Annotated in this window: 16 protein-coding genes and 1 pseudogene; 7 read left to right on the top strand and 10 right to left on the bottom strand. The window is 55.5% G+C overall.

Going from position 1 to position 23,873, the window contains the following annotated elements:
• Window positions 1-18 precede the first annotated feature (18 nt).
• On the bottom strand, window positions 19-2,568 hold the full coding sequence (locus tag WCO56_01060; GenBank protein MEI7728130.1) for a cytochrome c3 family protein: 2,550 nt from the start codon (window positions 2,566-2,568) through the stop codon (window positions 19-21).
• Between the two features lie 783 nt (window positions 2,569-3,351).
• Here WCO56_01060 and WCO56_01065 point away from each other — a divergent pair.
• From WCO56_01065 to WCO56_01095, 7 genes are all read left to right on the top strand, one after another.
• Window positions 3,352-3,912 (top strand): Rrf2 family transcriptional regulator, encoded by a 561-nt coding sequence (locus tag WCO56_01065; protein ID MEI7728131.1) that lies wholly within the window; start codon window positions 3,352-3,354, stop codon window positions 3,910-3,912.
• 74 nt (window positions 3,913-3,986) lie between these two features.
• Window positions 3,987-4,622: a cytochrome c3 family protein gene (locus WCO56_01070; GenBank protein ID MEI7728132.1), complete on the top strand. Its 636-nt coding sequence runs from the start codon at window positions 3,987-3,989 to the stop codon at window positions 4,620-4,622.
• Window positions 4,623-4,796: 174 nt separating this feature from the next.
• On the top strand, window positions 4,797-5,903 hold the full coding sequence (locus WCO56_01075) for a 6-bladed beta-propeller (GenBank protein ID MEI7728133.1): 1,107 nt from the start codon (window positions 4,797-4,799) through the stop codon (window positions 5,901-5,903).
• Between the two features lie 259 nt (window positions 5,904-6,162).
• On the top strand, window positions 6,163-8,175 hold the full coding sequence (locus WCO56_01080; GenBank protein ID MEI7728134.1) for a hypothetical protein: 2,013 nt from the start codon (window positions 6,163-6,165) through the stop codon (window positions 8,173-8,175).
• Entirely contained in the window at window positions 8,176-9,282 is a 1,107-nt protein-coding gene (locus tag WCO56_01085) for a 6-bladed beta-propeller (GenBank protein MEI7728135.1), read from the top strand.
• Window positions 9,279-11,015 carry a cytochrome c3 family protein gene (locus tag WCO56_01090; GenBank protein MEI7728136.1) on the top strand — a complete coding sequence of 579 codons (1,737 nt, stop codon included), beginning with the start codon at window positions 9,279-9,281 and terminating at the stop codon, window positions 11,013-11,015. Before WCO56_01085 ends, WCO56_01090 begins: the two co-directional genes overlap by 4 nt.
• An 18-nt stretch (window positions 11,016-11,033) precedes the next feature.
• Window positions 11,034-15,032, top strand: coding sequence for a DUF6079 family protein (locus tag WCO56_01095; GenBank protein ID MEI7728137.1), 3,999 nt, complete (start codon window positions 11,034-11,036; stop codon window positions 15,030-15,032).
• A 116-nt stretch (window positions 15,033-15,148) separates the two neighbouring features.
• Here the strand turns inward: WCO56_01095 and WCO56_01100 are convergent, their stop codons facing one another.
• The 9 genes and pseudogenes from WCO56_01100 to WCO56_01140 form a co-directional block, all read right to left on the bottom strand.
• The gene (locus WCO56_01100; GenBank protein MEI7728138.1) at window positions 15,149-15,286 is read right to left on the bottom strand and encodes a hypothetical protein; all 138 of its coding nucleotides are present in this window, start codon (window positions 15,284-15,286) and stop codon (window positions 15,149-15,151) included.
• A 68-nt stretch (window positions 15,287-15,354) separates the two neighbouring features.
• Window positions 15,355-15,510: pseudogene (locus WCO56_01105) on the bottom strand (IS630 family transposase).
• A 178-nt stretch (window positions 15,511-15,688) separates the two neighbouring features.
• Window positions 15,689-16,156, bottom strand: coding sequence for a hypothetical protein (locus WCO56_01110; protein MEI7728139.1), 468 nt, complete (start codon window positions 16,154-16,156; stop codon window positions 15,689-15,691).
• A complete protein-coding gene (locus WCO56_01115) occupies window positions 16,153-16,443 on the bottom strand; it encodes a hypothetical protein (GenBank protein ID MEI7728140.1) in 291 nt (96 codons plus the stop codon). Before WCO56_01115 ends, WCO56_01110 begins: the two co-directional genes overlap by 4 nt.
• Before the next feature lie 46 nt (window positions 16,444-16,489).
• Complete coding sequence (locus tag WCO56_01120) at window positions 16,490-17,074, bottom strand: sigma-70 family RNA polymerase sigma factor (GenBank protein MEI7728141.1); 585 nt, start codon at window positions 17,072-17,074, stop codon at window positions 16,490-16,492.
• A complete protein-coding gene (locus WCO56_01125; GenBank protein MEI7728142.1) occupies window positions 17,071-19,581 on the bottom strand; it encodes an O-antigen ligase family protein in 2,511 nt (836 codons plus the stop codon). The genes WCO56_01120 and WCO56_01125 overlap by 4 nt, the downstream gene beginning before the upstream one ends.
• 127 nt (window positions 19,582-19,708) lie before the next feature.
• Window positions 19,709-21,949 carry a polysaccharide biosynthesis tyrosine autokinase gene (locus WCO56_01130; GenBank protein ID MEI7728143.1) on the bottom strand — a complete coding sequence of 747 codons (2,241 nt, stop codon included), beginning with the start codon at window positions 21,947-21,949 and terminating at the stop codon, window positions 19,709-19,711.
• Window positions 21,950-21,954: 5 nt separating this feature from the next.
• The gene (locus tag WCO56_01135; GenBank protein ID MEI7728144.1) at window positions 21,955-22,620 is read right to left on the bottom strand and encodes a hypothetical protein; all 666 of its coding nucleotides are present in this window, start codon (window positions 22,618-22,620) and stop codon (window positions 21,955-21,957) included.
• 1 nt (window position 22,621) lies between these two features.
• Window positions 22,622-23,866 carry a hypothetical protein gene (locus WCO56_01140; GenBank protein MEI7728145.1) on the bottom strand — a complete coding sequence of 415 codons (1,245 nt, stop codon included), beginning with the start codon at window positions 23,864-23,866 and terminating at the stop codon, window positions 22,622-22,624.
• Between the last annotated feature and the right edge of the window lie 7 nt (window positions 23,867-23,873).

Consider the following 23,873-nt stretch of genomic DNA (forward strand, 5'->3'; position numbering starts at 1 on the left):
TAGCGACGATATTGGAATCTACCAAGTCTCGTTGCCGGATCCACCAGAATGATGGCTACAGGTAGTTTTACAGTATCCGCTTTCCGGGTAAGAATAGGAGGATTTTCTGAACTGCGTTATGTTTACATAACTGAGGTTATTGCTAAACGCATACCTGGCAGGCATGGAAGTAGTAGCGATGAGGCGCGACACTTTGCCGCCGTGCGGAATAACAATGTGACAGGAGTAACACCCGGCAACCGCGCCTTGATGGTTTCCATGACCACTAAAGCTGGTTCTGTCGTTGTGACAATTTGCACACCAACTTGAGGTGAAAGTGGTAGTATTGGGCCAGATACCGGGCCCGCGCAGCATGAACTGGGTCGCTGACCCATGCGGACCTTGAGCCGCAGTAGTAGCGCCATCGGTATTATGACAATCCGAGCACATCATGGTTTGCTGGCCAACATTATTGGTCCAAGGCGGCTTCATGGCTTGTATTTGCAGCCCTCTTTTCGATGGAGTACCCACCGGAATTGAATTTGAAAAATAGTCCAACCCAGCCACAACCGGATGCCCTGACATGTTGTAAGGACTAAATTCCTGCGCCAAATCGGTTCCCCCGGACATGGCATATCCCTGACCTGAGACGGTGGCACCCGCGTAAGGCGGGGTGATGGACAGACTGGTGGTACTGGCCACATTCGTAATGCGATAGGCGGCAGCAGGGTTATTGGTGAGATAAATCCAAAGTCCCACCATGCCCGCGCCGTTCGTAGTACCCGTTCGCCACGTGGTTCCCGATCCAGTAACCAGAGTACTATTGGTCGTAAAGCTCACCGTGCCAATAGTGTACAATGGGGTAATGCCAGCGGGTGGCGTCGAGCCAAACGCATACGCGGTATGGCACTTGAAACAAATTTGATACTCGTTGGTCGCTCCAAAAGTCGTACTGCTGCCCTTGGAGACGAATGCGTAGTTCGCCTGATTGGTCGCCTGCCAATTATTCGTCTTGGTAGAGTAATTATAATACACCCCGGAAACGCCTTTTAACGGATTACTCACCTGATTACGCGCGGACGTCGCGATGTTGGTATAGACATGCGCTCCAACTTGGGCGAGATGCGGGTTATGGCAATCCTCGCACTCGACCGAGCGATTCGCACGTCGCCATGGATCGGCATCGCCAACGGGATGATGCACCTTATCGCCAAAATCGGTTTTGACATTCTTATTGGCCGGGCCATCGGTGTCGTGGCACGTGAAGCATACATTTTCTTCCACATCCACCAGAAGCTTGGGATAATGCGTTGCGGTATTCGTGGCGTTGGGCCAGCCATGCGGGGCATGACAATTCACGCAACTGGCCCGGTCGGCCGCGTTGCTGCGAGCCGGAAACGTACTGCCGTATTGCCCACCGGGCCAAAGCAAGGCGGTGTTGGTCGTGACAAAGTGCGCATCGGGAGTAATCGTATCGGCCAGTTGATGGCATTCCAGGCACATCGTGGTGCTGTTGGTAATTCGCAATAAATCCCCGTCATTGGCCTGAGCCAAATGCATCATATGGCAGGTGAGACAACGGACGTTGCTAGTGGTCTTTTCCAGTGGCAAATTGGTGGTATATTTGTAATAGGCATTGGTCACGCCCTTCAATCCCACCGGATGCGAGCCCGAAACCGAGTTGGTAACGTTGCGAACGGCATGACAATCCACGCACATTTGTTCCGTGTTATTCGCGATGCGCATGAAATGCCGGCCCGCCCCCGTATTCGTCCCAGCATAAGCGGGTGCCTTGGGATCAAACGGTGCGTTGGTCTGGCTGTGAACATCATGACATACCGAACAATGCACCAACCCGTTGCTCATCCGCATCCACAGCGCCGCATTGGTGGGATGCCGTAGATCAGCGCGCACAAACAGGTACCACTTATCGCTTACCTGAAACGAGGTGCCCGTACCATTAGTACACAAAAGGCCCACCCCTTCATTCAAATAATTGCTCGCAGCCACCACCACGTTGGAAGCCCCCAAGCCACCCGGCGTGGTGGTCCAATTAAACCTGGCCGCACCCACATTGCCGTTAGTGACAATGGTAATCGTATAGGTCTTGGCGTAGGCGCCCGTGTAGAGTCCGCTGGGCAGCAACTGTCCGGTGGAAGCCGTGACCGCCCCGCGCATAAACTGGAGACGCCCGGCTGCGCCGGAATCCCAGCGGTGCGAATCACCAGTCACGATGATATTGGTATCGGCAGGCAACCCGGGCCAAACCACCGCCTGATCGCTCGCGACCAGCACTTTATTAGAGGCGCTTCCCCCGTTGATATGGCAACTGGCGCAGAGGTTAAAAATGCCGGCATTTTTTAAGATGGCGCCATTCGGACTGCCATGGGAAATGTGGCAACCGGCGCAGTTGGTGCTGGTCAGATGCGGCGGGTCCGTCGCAAAAATTTCGGATGGCAGCAGCAGAACCAGCGCGAACAGGATGGCAAACGACATCCGGGAGAGCATTCTCCAAAATAAAATGCCGCCCCTGGCCCCCTCGAACCATGGATATATGCGCCGACTGACGGCGGCGGCTACGAGCTTCATGGATAACCTCCGTTTATAATCAAGATAATCATGTTCATGCTATGGCAGCGCCAGTCAACTTCGCAAAACCAAGCCGCCATCCGCAAACAAGGCGGCAAATAGGGGCAAATAACGGCGAGCACGCATAAAATATAACCTTGCCTGACGGCGCGGCAGAGCAGGTCGAACTCGTCTCATTTGACAACTATTCAAAAACATATCGGCGCAACGTAAAAACTTTTCGTCAACGTGCTGACCCAATATACAAACTTTTCAGGAACATGCCAGCACAAATTCCATTTCAGCGTCATTTGAAAGCACGTTTCGCGCCAAAGAGTCAATTATCGGGAATGGATGCGTAAAATCGTGCCATGCCATTTATGATAAGTATTATTTATATGTACTATTATTGGAAAACCCAGCCACGCACTGTCTAAACGTGAGTCAGGAGACGGTATTCCAATCCACATACCAACCATCAGTATGGTCAGAACTCGTTGTTAATAAGCAGTATTCGAAAGTGTTCAGGGTTAGAGAAACGCATGAAACGGAGTTTGATACCTGGCACGGCGATTGCTTTTCGCAATATTAGTTTTGCGTGATATAGGCAAACTTAGCCGGTTGGTTCTGAGGCAGCAGGAGCCGGGTTGTTGACACGCAACCGGAGATGAATGAAATTGAACCCATTGAAATAACGATGAATGGAATTAAAAAAACACGGCAAAACAACGACAGATTACAAAAAATGATGTCATTATCATTTTTATTGTTGCCGATTAAATATTGTCATGCTATTTCTCGTGTATGCTAAGTTTGTCACAGAGTACCGGCTATGCCATTCATGCCCTCAGTTGCATGAAGCATGACGGCGTGTGCCTGATCCAGGATATCTCCCGGCGCACAGGCATTCAGAAGCCGTATCTGGCCAAGCTCGTCCACAAACTTTCAGGCCTGAACCTGATTCTCAGCAAACGCGGTCGCCAGGGCGGAATCATGCTGGCTAGGCCGCTCGATGAAATCACCGTGCTGCAAGTGGTAGAGGCGGTGGAAGGGCGCGCTTGGATGGGACAGTGCCTGCTGGGATTGCACGCCTGCAACGCGCAGCATATTTGCCCCTCCCACAAATTGTGGACGAAGATGAAAGAGCAGATTTGCAAGTCGCTGCAAAAAATCACGCTGGCGGATGTGTCGGCGGAGAAGTTACGAAATCAGGGCAACTGCATGCCGGACCGCTGCCAGGCGTCCGGGCGACGGCGGCCAAGCGGCAGGCCGACGCAAACAAAGGACGCAAATCAAATTTTCGGTGACGGTGACAGACCAACCGACGCCAAAACTGTGGTGCAAGGAGCAAGGAAGCCCCACTGAAGTAACAATAACATAAGTAAAACGGTAAACAAAGCAAAAAACGACAGTACAACAACCTACAACAAACAAAACCCATGAATGCAGTAAAATACCTATTCAAACTCGCCGCCGCAGTTGCTATTGTGGCCAGCTCCATATTGGCCACTGCGGTCACTGCCAACGGCGCGACCACCATCAAAGGCAGCAAACATGATTTGACCCTTCAAACTTGGGGGACCAATCAAATCTGCATCTATTGCCACGCCTCACACAATGCGCTATCCACCTTGGTGCCATTGTGGAACCACGGAACCACGGTACAGGCCGCCTATACCCTGTATGGCAACCCGAACGGCACGATGCAGGCGGTAACGGCCCAGCCCTCCGGCACTTCCAAGGCCTGTTTGAGCTGCCATGACGGAACGGTGGCCAACGACACCTTCGGCGGGGCAACGGGCAGCCACAGCATCTCTGGCCTCTCAAATCTGGGCACCGACCTCAGCAAAACACATCCCATATCATTCACCTATGACGCCGCGCTAGCCATCGCGGACAAAGCGCTGGTCTCCCCGGCCTCCGCCGCCAAAGTGGACGCGGCAGGCAACATTCCGCTCTTCCTCGGAAAAGTGGAGTGCGGTTCCTGCCATGCCGTGCATGATAGCACCTATACTCCCTTCTTGCGGATGAACAACAACGGCAGCGCGATGTGTCTGACCTGCCATATTAAGTAAACAGGGACTGCCACGGCTCGTGGCGCACACGCCACCTGAACAACTGACGTCGGCATAGCCGGCGTGCAAAGGAAAATCAGGGTTTTGCGCGGGCATCCTGCCAACTGACGGCAGGATGCCCTTATAATGAAGCAACAAGGGTCCTAAACGAACTGGATATACGGAACGGATATTATGCAATCCATTGGTCAGAAGATGAAGCGGTTGCCCTTGCAAGCTGGGTCAATTGGCTGGCTGGTCGGCGCAAGCGCGTGCTTTTGGGTAGCGATCACCTTGCCCCTCATAGCAGCGGCTCCAAAAGAGGCCGCCGCCGGCGCGAATAAACGATTTATCTTTTATCCCCCCCGCCCTGCCCCGCCGCGCATTCAGTACTTGTTCAGTTGCGGCAACAACGAAGATTGGGGCGTTCGCCCCAGTACCTTCACGCAATTTTTAGTGGGCAAAGAACCGCCCAAGACATTTCTCAAGCCGTACGGCGTGGCCATCCGGGACAATCAAATTTTTGTCGCCGACACCGGCGCCAGAAATATCACGATTCTGGATTTGAACAAAAAGTCCATGCGCTATTTTGCGCCAAGCGGAGAAGGCCGACTGGGGACCCCCATCAATATTTCGGTGGACGCGGACGGCACCCGCTACATTGCCGACACCGGACGCGGGCAGGTGTTGATTTTTGGCAAGGACGAATCGTTCCTGGGTGCCATTGGCAACAAAGAGGAGACGCGGCCCACCGATGTGAAAATATTTAAAGACGCGTTGTATGTGGTGGATGTGAAAAAACGCTGCATCCGGGTTTATGACAAAGCCAGCCACAATTTAACGCGCACCTTTCCGGACCAAGCCAAGGCGGAAATTACGCAATTAATTTCCCCCACCAACCTGGCCTTGGATACTCAAGGGCGGTGTTACGTGGCTGACTTGATGGGGAAAGTGCTGTGCTTTGGAGCCGACGGCCAATATTTGCGGGCCATTGGCAATATCGGAGATTCGCCGGGCGAATTTGTCCGGCCAAAGGGAATGGCGGTGGATCGCGAGGATCGGTTGTATGTGGTGGATGCCGCCAGTCAAGTGGTGCAAGTTTTTGATTCCGCCGGCCGGTTGTTAATGTATTTTGGTGACGCGATCTTAAACCTTCCGGCGGGCATCGCGATTGACTATGAGCATAACAACCATTTCCAAAAATACGTAGCCCCCGACTTCAAGCTGGAATTCCTGATTCTGGTCATCAGCCAAGTGGGTGAAGAAAAACTCAGTGTCTTTGGTTTTGGCCATAAACTTTGATCCCGAGCGTGCGCGCCTCACCCCAACATCGTTCCCGTCCAAGAGCAGAAGCACGCCTGTTTTGGTGTTGTCTGGTCGTGGGCATGGGCCTCGGGCTTTTGCTGGTCAGCGGCTGTGCGACCCAAACGAAACACGCTTGGTTGACGTTTTTCTTTGATGGCGTACCGCCGGTGACAACGAAGGGTGTCAGCGCCATGCCAGCCACCGTGGTTGGGACCACCAACGCCCCCGTAAACCCTGATGTCAGCAGGGGAATTCAATGAACGCCTGGCCGATCAAGAACAGTGCGCCGGTATGGCTACTCCTGCTGGGACTGGTTGGCGTTGGCAGCCCCCTGATGGCCCAGTATCGGAATGAGGACCAGTCACCACAATTTCAATGGCTGCGCGCCAAAGTAACCGAGGTGGGGGTAACCTTGGAAGTCGAGAGCGAGAATGAAACCCGGCAAAGTCCTAACTCCGACGTCTCAAAACGCAGCTACACGTACATCGCCCCCCTGGTCAACCTGGGCATCCAAGGTTCGATCTATCACCCCAACTTGATGGAGTTCAAACTGAGCGGACAGGATGGGGTCAGTTGGCAGCAACAAACGCTCAACCAGCAGGCGGGACGCAACCAACCCGGCAGCGAATCCGCGTTTCGCTTTTTGCAGCGGTACCATGGTGACTTAAACATTCTCAAAGAAAAGCCGTTTTCGCTCAATTTTTTCGCGGACAAGGACCATAATTTCCGGCAGTTCGATTTTTTCAATCGCTCCACGGTGGATAGCCAACGGTATGGCGGACGCGCCGGTTACCAGGAAGGTCCACTGCCCTTCAATCTGGGCGTGACGCATTTGGACGAGCAAGTTTCAGCGACAATTCGTCCGACCACCTTGGATGAAACCACTGCCTCCTTTGATATTCGCCATGATCGCTCGCGCACCTCCAACACCCGGTTGAGCTACAGCTATGATCAATTTGACCGCCGGGAGTCGGGTGTTCCCGTCCAACAAGGCACGTATCACGCGGTGAATCTGCTGGATGATGAGGCGTGGGGCAAGGACGACCGGTACAAATTATCGTCCAGCCTGTTTTACAACAAACTGGAGAACCAGATGCTGCCCACGACCAGCCTGCTGATCCAGGAACATGGCATTGCGGAACACACCAAGGAACTGCAGAGCAATTTGGAGTATGGGTTTGATAACAACACGGCGGGAACCACGCAGAGCCAGGGCCAAAACGGCCAGATCGCCTTGCGCCATCAATTATACGAGAGCCTATCCTCGGTCTTGGAAACGCATCTCCACACCCTCGACTCTTCCAGTCCGACCGCCAGCACGGAGAATCTGCGGTACGGGGTTGGTCTGAGCGAGTCCTATACGAAACATGTGGGAAGTTGGGGAATTCTGACTTTGGGCTACAACGGCCGGTATGATATCGAACAACGCCAAAACACCGGAACCATCATTCTGATCGTGGGTGAGCCACACACCATGAAAAAAGGGATCATTGTTTATTTAAACCAACCACGCGTCATTAAAGTCATTCGCATCACGGACATGACTGGCAAAGCGTATGTGGAAAATCTCGACTACCGACTCGTCCCGCACGGGGATTTGATGCAGATTGATTGGGAGACCCTGCCCGCCACCACGATCAAGGATGGCGATGGCATCCTGGTGGACTATCAAGTCGCCGTCCAACCGTCGGCCACCTTCACCACGATCGCCAACCAGTTGTACTTCCGCCTGGACATCCTAAAAGGTCTGGTGGGCATCTATGGACGCTGGAATGCGGTCAATAACCACGGCGGGCGGGACGTCATTTTGCAGAATATTTCGGACAAAGTCATCGGCACTGATTTTTCCTGGCGCTGGTTCCGGGCCGGGGCGGAATACGAACTCTACGATTCCAACCTGGCCCCGTATAATTCCAAACGGCTGTTCGAGGCGTTCAATTTTGAACCCGACGCGAACTCCGTGCTGGGTATTGATCTGGACCAGACGTGGTTCACATTTACGGATAGCAACCGGCGGCGGGCCAGCTATAGTTTTATCTCGCGCTACAACACCCGCTTTACCACCCATCTTGCCTGGTCGGCGGAGGGCGGGGTACGCATGGATCGCGGCGTTGGGTTTGACCAAACCATGGTGGTGGCCAAGACCGGCCTCGAATACACCCGCAACCTGCTTTCGTTAAAAATGGGCTACGATTACTCGGATCAGGATTACCTGGGTGAATTGCGAACGCGCCACTTCTTTTTCCTGCACATCAAGCGATCCTTCTAAATGCGTTCAATCCTCACATATCCATGGTTGAAAAAGCCGGATACGACCCAGGCTGGGGAAAAGCATCTGGTGGGGTGGGATGTAAATACGGTTCCGTATGCCATCCTCACCCTGGCGCTCAGCACGTTTTTGTTCAGTGGTTGCAGCTTGGTAAAGGCCCCGCACGTTGCGGACAAGCCGGTGTATCGCGTCTGGCCGGAGCCCCCTGCTCCGCCGCGTCTGGCGTATGTTCAGAGCGTGTATGAACCGGCCGATCTGGGAGTCCGCTGGAACGGCAGGCAACGATTCTCACGCTGGCTGTTTGGCACGGAACCTGGCCAGGGCAAACTGATCAAACCTTTCGGCGTGGCGTTGGACGAAACGGATAACCTTTGCCTCACGGATACCGGGTCCAGGGTGGTATGCTATTTCGACCGCACCCGGAAAACCTGGCAGAGCTGGAATAAGATCGGGCGAATCCAATTGGTCTCTCCCGTCGCGGTGGCCAAATATCAAAACCGGTTGTTTGTCGCGGACTCGGGCTTGGGCAAAGTGCTGGCATTCGACCCGCAGGGAAAATTCCTGTTCGAGTTGAATCATCCACTGGAGCGTCCAGCGGGCCTGGTGATCGCCAATGGCAAACTGTATGTGGCGGATGCGGGCGCGCATCAGGTTTTGGCGTTTGATCTGCACGGCAACTTTCTGTCCGCCATGGGCACCCGCGGCACCGGACCCGGCGAATTGAATTACCCGACCCACCTGGCAACCGATGGGCAAGGCCGGGTGCTGGTTACCGACTCGATGAACTGCCGGGTGCAAATCTTCGATACCGAGGGACGTTATGTGCAAACCATTGGCAGCCAGGGCGACAGTTCGGGCAACCTCAGCCGCCCCAAGGGAGTGGGCGTGGACAGCGACCGCAATGTGTATGTATTGGACGCCCTGTTCGACAATGTACAAGTATTTGATCAGGAAGGGCGTTTTCTATTAGGGGTGGGTGGCCCCGGGCCGGGGGCGGGAGAGTTTTGGATGCCTGCCGGACTGGCGATTGGTCGGGACAACCAGATATTTGTGGCGGATACGTATAACCGCCGGATTCAAATTTTCAAATACCTCCATCAGCCATGAACGCGAACCCAATATCAGTCCGAATACGCGGCACCGCGCGCAAGCCAAACGGTCCGTTTTGGCGAGGCTGGATTCTCGTAGCGCTGTTGCCATTCGCAAGCGTGGCGGACCCGATCGGGCAAGGCATTCGCAGTTCCAAACACAACCTCTCGGCATCCAGTCCGGGCACCGTCAAGTCGGTGACGGAAACCGAAATCTGCATTACCTGCCATACCCCGCACACCGTGAAACGACAGGCGCCACTCTGGAACCACCAAGATTCCGGTGCGGTGTACACCCCCTACACTAGCTCGACCAAAAAAGCTACGATCGGACAGCCCACCGGCGCATCCAAGCTTTGCCTGAGTTGCCATGACGGTACCATCGCCATGGGCATGGTGCAAAAAACACGTCTCAATAAAAGCGCGCAGCCGGAGATCCGGACCCTGGCCTCTGGGGCAATCAAAATCGGCCCGGACTTATCCGATGATCATCCGATTTCGTTCACCTACGACTCCGCCCTGGTCATGGCCAACGGCCAACTCCGCGATCCAGCCAGCCTGACCGGACCGGTTCACCTGGACGCAAACAAGCAGGTGCAATGCACCTCGTGCCATTCCGCGCACGACAACAAGAATGGCAAATTCCTGGTACAAAACAACTACGGTTCCACCCTGTGCATGGCCTGCCACAACCTGGCCCGGTGGGACCTATCAGTGCATAAACTTTCCACCAAAACGTGGAATGGCGTCCCCCCCAACCCCTGGTCGCATACCAAGGAAACGACGGTGCTCGCCAACGGTTGTGAGAATTGCCACCGGCCGCACTCGGCCGGCACCAAAGCCCGGTTGCTTAATTATCCCGGGGACGAATCCAACTGTTACCCGTGCCATAATGGCAATGTGACGGCGAACAGCATCCAGAAGGAATTCAACAAAACCTCGGTCCACCCCATCACGTTCACCACCGGCGTGCATGATCCCATGGAAGATGCGGTGAATGCCACCCGGCATGTCACCTGCGTGGATTGCCATAATCCGCACGCGGTCAACGCGCAAACCGCCAAGGCCCCGCTGGTTTCCGGCTCCCTGGCCGGCGTCAAGGGTGTCACTGCCACCGGGGCCCGCATCACCCCGATCTCCCGTGAATACGAGTTGTGTTTCCGTTGTCACGCAGACAGTCCGGGGCGCGGGGCACCCTCCGTGCAACGCCAATTTCCGCAAACAAACACCCGGTTGGAATTTGGTTCCGCCAGCGGTTCCTATCACCCGGTGGTCAATCTCGGCAAAAACCCGAATGTCCCCAGCCTGATTTCACCATGGACCACCAGCAGCCTGATGTATTGCACGGACTGCCACAATAATAACACCGGACCGGGGGCGGGTGGGAATGGGGCCAAAGGGCCGCATGGCTCGACCTATGCGCCGATCCTGGAACGCCGCCTGGAGTTGACCGATAATCAAATCGAAAACTCCGCCTCATACGCGCTTTGCTACAAATGCCACAGTCGCGCCAGCATCCTAAGTGATCAGAGCTTCAAAACGCACAATAAACACATCACCACCGCGCGAACCGCTTGTACCACGTGTCACGATTCGCACGGGGTGGCGGCCGCCAACCATTTGATTAACTTCAACACCTTGTACGTGACCAAATCCTCCGGCGGACGTTTGGAGTTTGTTGACAATGGCACGTATCGCGGAACCTGTTACCTCACCTGCCATGGAAAGGATCACAACCCTTTGTCGTACTAGCGTCGGGGACCGCCTCACATGAAATACCGGGAACTCATCCAGTTTGAACCCCTCACGGGAGCGGTTCGGCTTCAAGACGCCAATCGCAAGGACGCGGCGAAGCGGCTGGTGTCCGACTTCCTGATTTCCGGGGAGATGGCCGCCCGACTGACGGGACAGATTTTCCCCCATCTGCAACTCGAACGCGCGGGCGAAGGCAAGGCGCTGCTGGTGACCGGCAACGGCGGACGCGGCAAAACCCATTTAATTGCCGCAGTATCCGCCCTCGCGGAATACGCGGAGTTGGCGGAAGCCGTCACCAACCCTAAGGCGGTCCAGGCAGAGGCCACCAACCGCAAAGGCAACGCCGGAATCGAAGCCATTGCCGGCCGCTTTAAAGTCATTCGCATTGAGCTTGGCGCATCCTCCAAGACGCTGCGGGATCTCCTCACCCGCCGCTTCACCACCTACCTGGCTTCCCAGGGAGTTGCGTACACCTTCCCGCCTTTCACCAGGGGTAAAGTCCACAAATCGGGATTCGAGGGAATGATGGCGGCGTTCCATCAGCAGTTTCCCGACCACGGGTTATTGGTGGTGGCGGATGGTTTGCAAGCGCATCTGGAGCCACGCAAAGGTCAGGAATTGGCCGAGGATTTGCAGTTCCTGCGCGAACTGGGCGAGGCGTGCCAGCACTTGAAGTTCCGCTTCCTGGCCAGCTCCCGGGACGCGCTTTTCGACCATGCCCAGGACAAACCCACCACCGACATTCTCCACCGGGTCAAGGAGCAATTTCACACGGTGGCGCTCAACACCCGAGATGCCGCCTATATCGTGGCCGAACGCCTGACCCGCAAGACGCCCGAACAAAAGGCGCAGGTGCAGTCGCATTTGGCCAGGTTTGCCAAATACTATGGCAACCTGAAGGATCGGATGTCGGAGTTCGTGGCCTTGTTCCCGCTTCACCCCGACTTCCTGACCGTCTGCGAAAAGATCAACTTCGCCGAAGGCCAGTGCCTGCTGCGCGCAGTCTCAGACCTCATCAAGCAGCGGTTGGACGAACCGCTTCCCCAAGACGATCCCGGCCTGATTGCCTATGACCATTACTGGGACATCATCCATACCCGGTCAGCCTGGCAATCCATACCTGAAATCGAGGCTGTCACCGAGCGTTACATCACCTTAAATGCCAAACTGGGGAAAGTCCTGGCGTGCTCCGATCAACAAGATCTGGCCCGGCGCCTTCTGAATGCCTTGTGCGTGTACCGCCTAGCCACCAGCGATATTTATTGCCAGACGGGTGCCACCGCCCCGGAATTTCGGGATCTGCTCTGCCTGTGCCGACCCGGCTTGGAGACCGACGGCGTGCAACCGGCGGAAAAGCTATTGGCTGAGGTGAAAGAGGTGCTCACCGCGCTGCACCAGGCGACGGGCAACCAGATCCTCTCCTTTAACCCGGAGAACCAGCAGTACTATCTGAATTTCCAAAAGTTCCGGCGCTTCGTCCGTCCGGAGTTGGTGCTGCACTGGGTCAACGCCGTTCCGTTCGTCCTCTTGATGCTCACCGGCGGCATTATGGCGGCAGCGCGATTCTTCCAGATGAACCGCGAATGGATGTCCATGGTGGTGCTGGTACACAAGGTCTTTGCCATTTTCTGGATCACTGCCCTGCCCCTCGTGGTGTTGCTGCGGCCCAAGGTCCACTGGGCGCACATCCGCATCGTGTTGAGCTGGGGCAAAAAGGACCTGCTCTGGATGGTGCAATCGGTGCGCAGCCTGTACGACAAAAAAGCCGTCATCGCCGCCGTGGGCCGCTTCAACACCGGCCAGAAGATCAACGCCTCCCTGGTGATGGTGTATTTCATTGGCTTTGGGTTGACCGGCCTGCTCATGCTGTTCAAGGGCACCATTCTGGTGCCATGGTATCTGCATGCGGCGTTGTTCTTCGCCACCACGGGCTCGGTGGGCGGTCACCTATTCCTGGCACTGCTCAATCCCAGCACGCGCATTGCGCTGATGGGCATCTTTCACGGCTGGTCGCCCATGGAATACGTCGAGCATCATCACACCCTCAGCTTGCCGCCCTCAATGCGTTCGCACGCCGAACCGGCCAGCAACAAAACCATCATGGAGGAAATTTTTGTTTCCAAGGTGGAAGTTGTCATCCTCGCGGTGGCGGTGATCATGGCCATCCTTGGCGCCATCGTATTCAGCCAGGCTCCACTGGCCTCGGCAAAACAGCAATTCTCCAAGCATTTCTCGGCCACCATCACCCCAAATCAATTATCCACCAAGCATCGCCTTGGACCGGCGGCGGAATCCTGCACCAAGTGCCATGCCTACGCGGGCGAAATCCCCGACGCCAAATGCGTGGAGTGTCATAAGGACGTTCAGGCGCGACGCGTCAGCCTGGCCGGGTACCACGGCACCCTGAAAGGTTCCTGCATCAGTTGCCACAAGGAACACTTGGCCATGGGCAAATCCATTGTGCCGCTGGTCAAAGAGAAATTTGATCACAACCTGGCCAGCTTCAAGAAAGAGGGCAAACACATCAAAGTGAATTGCGATGAATGCCATAAGAAAACCCGCACCAAGGATACCCCCGGCATTTATTACATCGGCATCAAGTACCAGCAATGCACCGATTGCCATCGCGATCAGCACAATCAGCAGTTCGCCGCCAACACCTGCGAGAAATGCCATACCGTTAATGGCTGGACCGGAAAGGATCTGAAGTTTGCGCACGACAAGGACTCCACATACAAGTTGACGGACAAACACGCCTCCGTGGAATGCTACAAGTGTCACAAACCCAAAGCGCCCGCCACTGCACTGGGCACCGCCGTATTCAAAGGGCTCTCGCAGGAATGCGTGGCCTGCCACGAAGATCCCCACCGCAAACAATTCGCCGCCCAATGCACCACCTGCCATACCCCCAAGGGCTGGAACAAGGAATTATTGACGTTCGAGCATAACAAGGATTCCAAGTTCAAACTGACGGAAAAACATACCGCGGTGGCCTGCGACAAATGCCACAAACCCGAGCTCGGGAAAAAGCTCGCTTCCGCGCTCTTCCGTGGTCTGAAATCTGAGTGCGTGGAATGCCACAAGGACCCGCACAACAGACAGTTTCAGCAAACCTGCGCCAAGTGCCATGCTGCCACCGGTTGGAAGAAGGAACTGTTGGCGTTCGATCACAATAAAGACAGCAAGTTCAAACTGACGGACAAACATGCCGCTGCCGCCTGCGACAAATGCCATAAGCCGACCGACCCGGAGAAGAAACTGGCCTCCGCACAGTTCCGTGGCTTGAAGTCCGAGTGCGTGGATTGCCATAAGGACCCGCACAATGGACAATTCCAGCAGGCCTGCACCAAGTGTCACACCGCCCCCACCACCTGGACGATCAAGCAACTCGCGTTTGACCATACCAAGGACACCAAGTTCACATTGACGGGCAGGCATATCCCGTTGGAGTGCGTGAAGTGTCACAAGCCGACCGATGCGGACAAAAAACTCGCCTCCGCCAAGTTCAAGGGGCTCGACACCACCTGCGACAAGTGTCATACCGTCAAACACCCGGAACAGTACGGTTCGCTCTGCGTCTCCTGCCACTCCACCGCCAATCCATTCATCAAGAAAGACCCGGGCACCACGCATATTCTGCGTTATACCTGCTTTGGCGAAGCCCTCACCGGCAAGCATTTGAAAGCCAAATGCAACACCTGCCATGAACCCGCGAAAATCGCCCTTCTGGGGCAATTAACCCCGGCGGATCAGACGTGCCTGCGCTGCCACCAGAAGGATGACGCGCACAAGGGCATGCTGGATGCCAACTGCACCAAGTGTCACGGCATGGAAGGTTGGAAGGGCGAACATCTCCAGTTCGACCACAACACCATGTCAAGCTACCGGCTCAACCAGGACCACAAGAATGTGGCGTGTGCGAAATGCCATAAGGATGGCAAATGGAAACCGGTGAGCACCGCCTGTGAAAGCTGCCATCCAAAATTCTTCGAGGGCGGGGCCAAGAAACCGTAGCGGTGCCCAGCCTGATTGATGCATACATATCCGCTTGGCACACCCTGAAATGATAGACGGCACGATCACGGGCAGCTAAGTACTCTGTGGCGTAAATTCGGTGACGTATTCCCAACTCAAGCCGCCAGCGTCGCACAGTTACGTTGATTGATTTTGGCGATCAGCACCAGCAAGTCTGTCCGCGTGAATTTCCAAGCAAACGGCTGCGCGATCTGTTCGTAGTAAGTTTGAAATGCCAGCAGGCGTTCGGCCACTTCTTCAACGACGTAAAATCATTGGGCGTGAGGACTTTTCGCTGCACGATCGAAACGTAAATTTCCACTTGGTTTAGCCAACTGGCATGGACTGGCAAATGAACCAAAACCAAATTGGGGTAAGCCGTTTGTAGCCGTCGGATGGCGGCGGCACCGCGATGGGAGGATCCATTGTCCACGATCCAAAAGACCCGCTTGGCGTGGCGGTAGGGTTCCTGGGCCATGACTTGCTGGACTACTCCAGTTTGACCAATCAGGCCGCGTGGTTTGGAAATGGCATGACCCCATGCTTTGCCGGCAGCATCCCGGCGTGATCATTCTGGATGACCTTGATCCCGCAGTGCTTAACGATGATGTGACCTCGGTGCCAGGGCCGATGCGATAGAATTCCGGTTGGCCGGATCAGGGTTGCGGCGCCGGTTTGGGGCCTTTGGAGGCGCCACCGGTGGTGGCATTCGGACGGCCCTTGGAAAGGTCACCATCGTTACGCCGGGTCATGCGTGGCTTGGCGAGTTCTTCAAATTGTTTCTGCTGTTCCGGGGTCAATACGGCTTTGATTTCCTGACGGACTTTGGCGGTTTCCTCCTGCAACAGCGGCCCAATCAATTCCCAAAGCGGTTCGATGCGCTGATTGCTTTGACGCAGGATGACGGCCACCTTATCCGCCTGTTCGGAAGTCAGTCGCAATTCCGTTTTGAGGCGTTGCAGGAACTCCGGACGCTGCATCATCCAATTGCGGCCCACGCCCTCGGGTTGACGGGGAATAGGGGACTTGACCGCCGTCATAAGCCGGTGCGCAACCGTCGCACCGGTGACGATTCCGGCAACAAAAATGACCAGCGTCGCAAGAATGAGTTTCCAAGTCTTCACCAGCCGTTGTCCACCTGGTTCAGACCAGCCACGACGGTCGTTTCCAAATCCTCGGCCAAGCTGTCCGTGGCGGTTGGAACGAGCATGGACAACGCGCACAGGCACAGCATGGCCGCCACACTGGTGACTGCCGCCCGCCAGAGCGCCTGCGTCCACAGCGCCACCGTATCCACCGCGCGGGTGGCTTTGAGGCGCGCCAGGATGCGCTGCTCGAAGGCATACGGCACATGATCGGAAGGCGCATTGTTGCGCGCCACTCGAATCAGATTCTGTTGTAGTTTATCCAAATCCATAACGGTTCCAAATTTTTAGACGGTCATCATGCCGCACAGGTTACAAATACTTATTTTGGGAAATTTTGGCCAGAACTTTACGCATTTCCGCGCGCGCCCGAAACGCGCGCACCTTGACCAGCGGCACCGACCAGCCGGTTAATTCCGCAATTTCTTTGACGCTTTTTTCCTCAATTTCCAAGAGTGTGATGACCAGGCGCGCCGATGGAGAAAGTTGTGCCAACACACGTTCCACCAACTGTTTGGCCGCATTCGAGTCGTCCGACGACGGTTCGGGTTGGGCGGCAAACCGTTCGAGCCAGTCATGTTCTTCGTCACTGATTTCCGTGAGCGTAATTTCGCGATTGCGCTGGTGCCCGCGCAGAAAGTCGTAGCAGACATGCACGGTGAGCCGCATGAGCCAGTGTTCAAACGGGGCTTCGCCGCGAAACGTGCCGAGCCGCTGAAAAGCCCGCAGCCAGACTTCCTGGACAATATCCTCCACCTCGCTCTCCCGGCGGGCATAACGGCGCGCGGTCGCAAACACGCGGGGCGAATACTTTTTTACCAGGGGCTCAAAACTGACGGTATCCCCTTGCAGAACAGCGGCAATGAGTTCGGCATCGGTGCGCTCCATGGAAATCATCCCGCCCAGATAATCAGGCGCTCGGCGAGCTGCACCGCCAGACGCGCGGCCCCAGCCAGCTTGTTTTGATCCCGCTCAGTTTGATAGGCCAGCCAGAGGAAACGCGGCTGGTTGGGAAAGCGCGCGGCCAATTCCTGGAACAAGGCGGAATCGCGCGATTTTACGGGCTGCAAATAGGCGCGCTCGGCCAGACGCTGGGCGAGGCTCTCATTATCCGGTGAGGCTCGCCAAGCGGACAGCAGTGCTTCCAGCGGCGGTAAATCTTCTTCGTTCTGTGCGATGGGAAAACGCGCTTGCAGCCGCTTGCGAACCTGGGAACCCGCCCAGAACACCTCCGCTTGGCGAATGGTATCGGCATACTGTCTCAGCTCGTACAAAGCCTGAATCTGCACCAGTCGGACATTCAGATTATTGGATGGCAAGGGGAGCAGGTTGAGCGCGGCTTCCGGCATTTTGATGCGCAGAAACTTTTTGGCCAATTCCAAGCGATCTTCCCGGCCCACCAACATTTGATATGCTTGAGCCGCCTGAGTATTCAAGCCGCGTTCCGCCGCAAAGTCACCCAGCACTTTCAGGGTACCCGGGGTATCCGGGGTTAGGGACCAAAGGACTGACGGACGAGAATCACCCAGCCAGGCGATTTCCAAGGCGGGCCGCAGCAGGTCCGGTTTGGTTAGGTCCAACCGGCGCAGAAACTCCATGGAGGTCAAGGGATCGCGCCGGGCGAAATGGCGGGCGAAACGCAGGCAAATGCGCGTTTCCAACGGGTTGAGTCGAACCACCTCAAAGGCCTCCTGACGCGCCCGCACCGCATTGGTGGAAAATGCCAAGTCCAACCAAGTCCGCTCCAGCCGGAGTTCCCAGTTCATCGGGTCCAAGCACAAGGCATGATTCAGTCTCTCTCTGGATGCGCCCGCACTCGCCCGCTGGACGGAACGATTTTGCGAGGCAAACAGTTCCACCTCGCCGCGTGCCAAGCCAACCTCCCGGCGGCTATCCAAAGGCCACCACTCGCGAGCTTTTCTGGCCTCAGCGACGAAAGCGGCTGGCGCGCGCACCTGCTGCGCGCTCTGCCAGTGCCAGAACGCCACCCCCTGCAACACCGCAACCAGGGTCAGGACACCCGCCCAGGCAAAATTGACCGCGACCCGCCAATTCGCCGGCGGCAAGGGTAATGCCGGACGGCACGGCTGATCCCGCATTCCCACCAGCACACCAAGCAACACGGCAGCCAGGATGGCATTGGCCGGAATTTGGAACACAAACTCGAACAAGGCATGAAAGGCGAAGACGGTCAAACCCGCCAAGGCGCCGAAACATAATTCCGGTTCCGGCATGGTCTCCTTTAATGCAAAACCAATCACGCGCCAAAGCAGCCAGCCCAGGCAAACCCCAAAGAAAAGCCCCCCCACAGCCCCGGTTTCAACCAACAGTTGCAACCAGTCGTTTTCCACGTGCCAAATCATCCGTTCCCCCTCCATCTGCTTGTAATGGCTGAACACCGAAACGAAGCTGCCCAGTCCGGTGCCAAACAGGGGAAAATGTGCCGTCATTTGCACTGCCTGTTTCCAAATTTCCACCTTGAAAGGGAATTGGGAGCGGACGGTGGCCAACCGGTCAAACAGCAAGCTGCTGGCCGATACCAATGCCAACACCAGCAAGAACAAGGATATCCCCACCCCAAGCCAGCGTTTATGGCTGTGCGAACGCAACGACAGAAAGGCACCCCACACGACCAGGCCCACGCCAAAAGCAATAAAACCACCGCGCGACCCACTCAACGCCGCCATCGCCAGCCCAAATATCAGGGTTCCAAAAATCGTCACAAACCGGAGCGGTGAACGTTTCTTTCCGCCATACAATATGGTGCGGGCCGCATGCAGCGGTTGGGCATTCCGAATCAACCAGCCAAACAGGAACAGGCTGGCCATATAGATGTAGTTGGCAAAATGATTACGATTGGCAAAGGTGCCGGCGGCGTAGGCGCATTGAACCTCCCAGATTCCCATGATGCTTTTCCCGCCATGATACCGCAGCCAGACATCGCTGAGCGCCAAAACGGCAACGGTGCCCGTAAGCACTCCAGCGAGATGCAAAGGAAACGCCGGGCGTGCCATGCCCAAACGCGCCAGGCAAAAAAAGGTGGCCACCAAACTCAATTCCCACAGCCGTTGTAACGCACCGCCAACGCACAAACCGAACGAAAGCCAGGTCGAAGGGTGTCCTGATTCGATCGGAAACGACTGCGCCAACAAGGCACGCTCCGGGCACAACGCGCCCACCACCCCTGCCGGTAGCGGCACCAACGGGAGCAGGATGATTCCCAGCGCCAGCAACTTGCACCAGCCCGGGAACAGGCGCACCGACCACGCGCCCCATTCAGCGGACAATAGCGCGACACTCAACGCCAGCAAAAGCCCCACCATCACCTGCCCTTCGGCAGTGATGGAACCGTAAAGCAATGGGGATAGAAACAACGCCACCAACCATGGATAATGCCGCCACATTATTGAATGTTAAAACGCCCCAATCGCATGAAAAAACACGCCAAATCCGCCCTATTCGACACCGGATGAACCAGCTCGACGGACGCAGTCACTGGAATCTCATGTGAGTTCGGTCTCAACCTTTGGTTCAGATATTACCTTCAGTTTTAACTTCCGTGTTCGCGGCAGAACCCCCCTTGGCGGACGGCGATGCCGCGTCGTCCGTCCGGGTTGGATGGTCGTCGTCGTCGGAAACCGCACGGCCCTTGCGATAATAACCATGATAGTAATGGTTATAGTAATAGTAGGGATTATCGGCGGTGATACCATTCAAAACAATACCAAATATTTGCCCCCCGCGCTGATGCACGGCGGCCAGGGCGTTTTTGGCAAAACGCAGCGAGGTTTGTCCAGCGCGGATCACGAACAGAATTCCATCCGCAGCGGGAACCAAGGCAAACGCGTCGTCAATGGCGGTCAACGGCGGACAGTCAAACACGATGTAATCAAACTCATTGCGCACTTCCTCAATAAAGGGGGTGGTGAGCGGGCCAATCAGCAATTCTCCGGGATTTTTCGGCAGGCTGCCGGTGGTTAGGAGAAACAGCGTTGGAACCTGTGTGGTTCTTATTGCCTCACGCCAATCCGTCTTGCCACTTAAAACGTCAGCCAACCCCAAAGTACGCTCCAACTTGAAATAGTTGTGGGTATTGCCGCGACGCATATCCGCATCCACCAACAACACTTTGTTGCCAGCCGCCGCAAGCGTGACGGCAAAATTGACGGTAAACGTGGTCTTGCCATCACCCGGAATGGCGCTGGTGACAATCAGCACCTGCTTGCGTTCGGCTTCCACACCCAACATGACCGCCGAGCGCACCACCCGGATGGATTCTGCAAACATGCTATGCTCGTCCATGTCCGAAATCAGGATGCTGCCTGCTCCCGACTTGCGCTTGATCAACGGTACTTGGCCCAACACCGGTTCCTCCAGCTCGGTTTCAATGTCTTCCGCCAGTTCCAGCCGGTCATCCAGGCGATCAAGGAGATAGATGATACCCATTCCCAGCGCGAGCCCGACCAACAAGCCGCTGAGAATGATTTTCTGCCGGTCTGGACTTACCGGTGCAGGTGTACCGATGCCTTCCTCGAGGATTGTGAGCATGTTGTCCCGGTTATTGTTGGCTTCCAACGAGCGAACCGTCTTGCGCAGATCCTCCAAATCCGCTTTGACATCATTCTCATCCGACTTTAAGCGTTCAAACTCGTTCTGGACGCCGCGTGATTCAAATACTTGATTGCGCAGATTATCAATCAGGGGCTTATAACTCTCCTCATCGCGGCGCAGGGACTCAATGCGGGCTTTGCGCTTTTCCTCAATCATCTCCAACTGGTACTGCAAATCCCGCCGCAGCCGGTCCAAGTCCGTGGTCAAACTAACCATGTACGGATGCTTGGGCTTCAAAGTTTTGAGCCAATGATTGTAATCCGACTCGCGGTTGCGCAGTTGCAGATCCACGTCGCCAAACTTCGTTTCCCCCAGAAAGCGATCCAATGGGTCAATGGTATCATTACGGGCATTGCCAGTCTTATCTGGGTTGGCGGACTTCTCAGGAGTTTTACGGGTTTGCATGAGCCCACCCCGGGCAAGGTCCTGGCTGGTTTTATTTTCGAGCCGTTGGCGCATCGTCTGGATGGCGGTAAACTCATCCAGCAGGTTATCCAAGCGTTGCTGCGCGGCATCCGCAGTTTCCTTGACACTCGCAATGTTGTTCTTTTTTTGGAAATCCTGCAACGTTTGCCGGGCATGTTCGAGCCGTTTCTCGTAGCGCTCAATATCGCGCCGGGTTTCCGCGAGCCGCTCGGAAACCACCCCTTGGTTGCGTTCATCCAGAAAGGACATGAATTCACGAGCCCAGAAAATGGAGAACTGGCGGGCGAATTCAAAATCAACACTTTCGACCGTCATCAGAAAATAGCCGACGCCGCGCGAAGCCATGGGCGTGGCGGTGGCTTTGTTATCCGCAAACTGACGGTTGGCGCGTAACTTTTGATCCACCCGGTTCAGCACCGCGCTGCTATGCATGTACTGCAAGTGATTTTCATAAAAGCTGGTCAGGTCCACCACCAACTGGCCGCCTTTGTCGTACGGGGTCACCACCCGCGGGGCAATGCCAATCTTGCTGGTGGCACGATATTTGTTCGGCGTGGTGAAGGCGTTATGCGCGGCAAAGCCGACGGAGACAATCACGGCCAGAACGAGCACGAACCATCTCCGCGCCAGCATTTTGAGATAGCGCCGAACGCGAAAATAGATATTCACCCGGTCCATCACGCCGGTACCGAAACCCATGGACTGTGGCGCTACATTAGGCTGTGGTGCATTCATGACCGTCAATTGATGACAAACCCTTTCTCCGGCACATCAATGATGTCGCCGTTTTGCAAAACGACATTGTTGGTGCGATTGCCACGCCGGATTTCTTCGAGATCCACAACCCTGGTTGTAGCTTTTTGCGTCACCGGGTCCACGCGCTGCAGCTTCACTTTCTTTAAATTGGCAAATTCATTGACACCCACCTGATATACGGCCTCGAAAATGCGTTTTTCCTCGCCCGGCGCAAGTTGCAGCATGTTGCCACGGGAACCTTTGCCAATGAACAGCACCTGTCCAAACTTGGGCGCGGAATCCTTCAACTCCAGCTTCACATGGGCATCCTGATAAAAGTCGCCATCCAATTTTTCCTTAAGCTCCCGGCGCAGATCAGCCACGGTTCTGCCGCGCGCCTTCAAGGTGATGGTCATGTCCGAGCCGCGGGAGACACGAAACGAGGCATCCCCGGCGGCATTGACGCCGATCAGGTCCACATCCTGCGCCTTCACCGGGTCTTCCTCGACCAGATAAATCAGGCGATCCTGCGTATTCAGAGTATATTCCACGTTCGTGCTGGCAGGCGCCACACTATTGGTAACCAGCTCCTCCGCTGCCAGCGCCTGTGGCAAAATCACCCCGCCCGCCAGTCCAGCGATCAGCACGAGAATGTTTATAACGGTACGCATGTTAGAATTTTCGATGCAAATCAATCACCACCCGGTTTTGGTAGTACCCATATCCCAGCCCCGACTCATTCCAAGAGAACGTATAGCCGAGTCCCATATCCCATTTGCGATCCAATTGCAGGCCAGTGCCAAGGTAAACCAAATAACGGTCGCCGTAATCGCCACCTTTTTGCGAAACCCGGTAATGATCGTAAGACAACATGGAGTTAAGCGAAACCCCGCGGGTAAGCCGGGTTATCAAGCTGTATTGAATGCCCCAATTTTCGGTATAATTGCCCCCATAGCCAGTGCCAATTGAATGGCCAACCCTCAACGTTTGCGTGGTCGTGCTGTTCATGCGATGCCGCGCGCTCAACTGGAAACTGAGGCCCTGGTAATTCGAGCGGTCAGGCAGCAAACCGGAATCGCCGAAAAAGGTTTCCGTATAGCTGAGGGAAGCATCGAGGCTGATAAACTGGGTGACTTGCCACGTGGCGAACGGCCCGACATTCCAATTTCCACCATCGTTCTGCACGCCGTTGCGAAAATAGATCAGACTCACGCTGCCGTTGAGACCGACGGTAAACCGTGAAGAGGGCATGTAATAGGCACCCAACATGAACGTGTGCGAATCGTAATCAAGATCAAGGAACTCGCTGCTCAGGCTTCGGTCCAGCGTATAGTCATACCCAGCCAGAAACCCCCATTGCCGCCAGGGCCGCCACTCGCCAATGGCGCCAACGGTGTTAATGAATCGGCGAAACTTCAACGGTTGCGCAGCCTGCCCTTTCACATACACCTGGGTTAGCGGATCGGAATGAATCGTAAAATTGTCATGGAGATTAATCTGCACGTCATCCATGAAAATCCGGTAATCCAGCCGGGAACGCGGTGCCAGATTCAAGCTGCTTACGGACGGAGTGTTCAGATACCAGCGATACCCGAACCCAACGTCGAATGTGAGCACGTTTTCACGGGAGGTTGGCAGAATGAAACCCACGGTCACCATGGGCGCGATGCTGATATCCGCGATCCGTCCTTCTTTGGCCAGATTGATGTTATCGTTAAATTCAAACTGAACATTTCCCTCGATGCGCGCAATCAGTTTTCCCCACTTAAGATTATAATTCGCCGGCTCCGGGTAACTATAGACCGGATAGGGCATGGTTTGCATCAAGTAAGGACGATCCGTTTGCGCCAAGGCTGCCGACGGCAACCCCAACAGCAATCCCGTCAGCCAAGGCCGACAGACAAACCAGTGGATCAAGGCTTGC

This window comes from Verrucomicrobiota bacterium, from assembly GCA_037139415.1.
Lineage (GTDB): Bacteria > Verrucomicrobiota > Verrucomicrobiia > Limisphaerales > Fontisphaeraceae > JBAXGN01.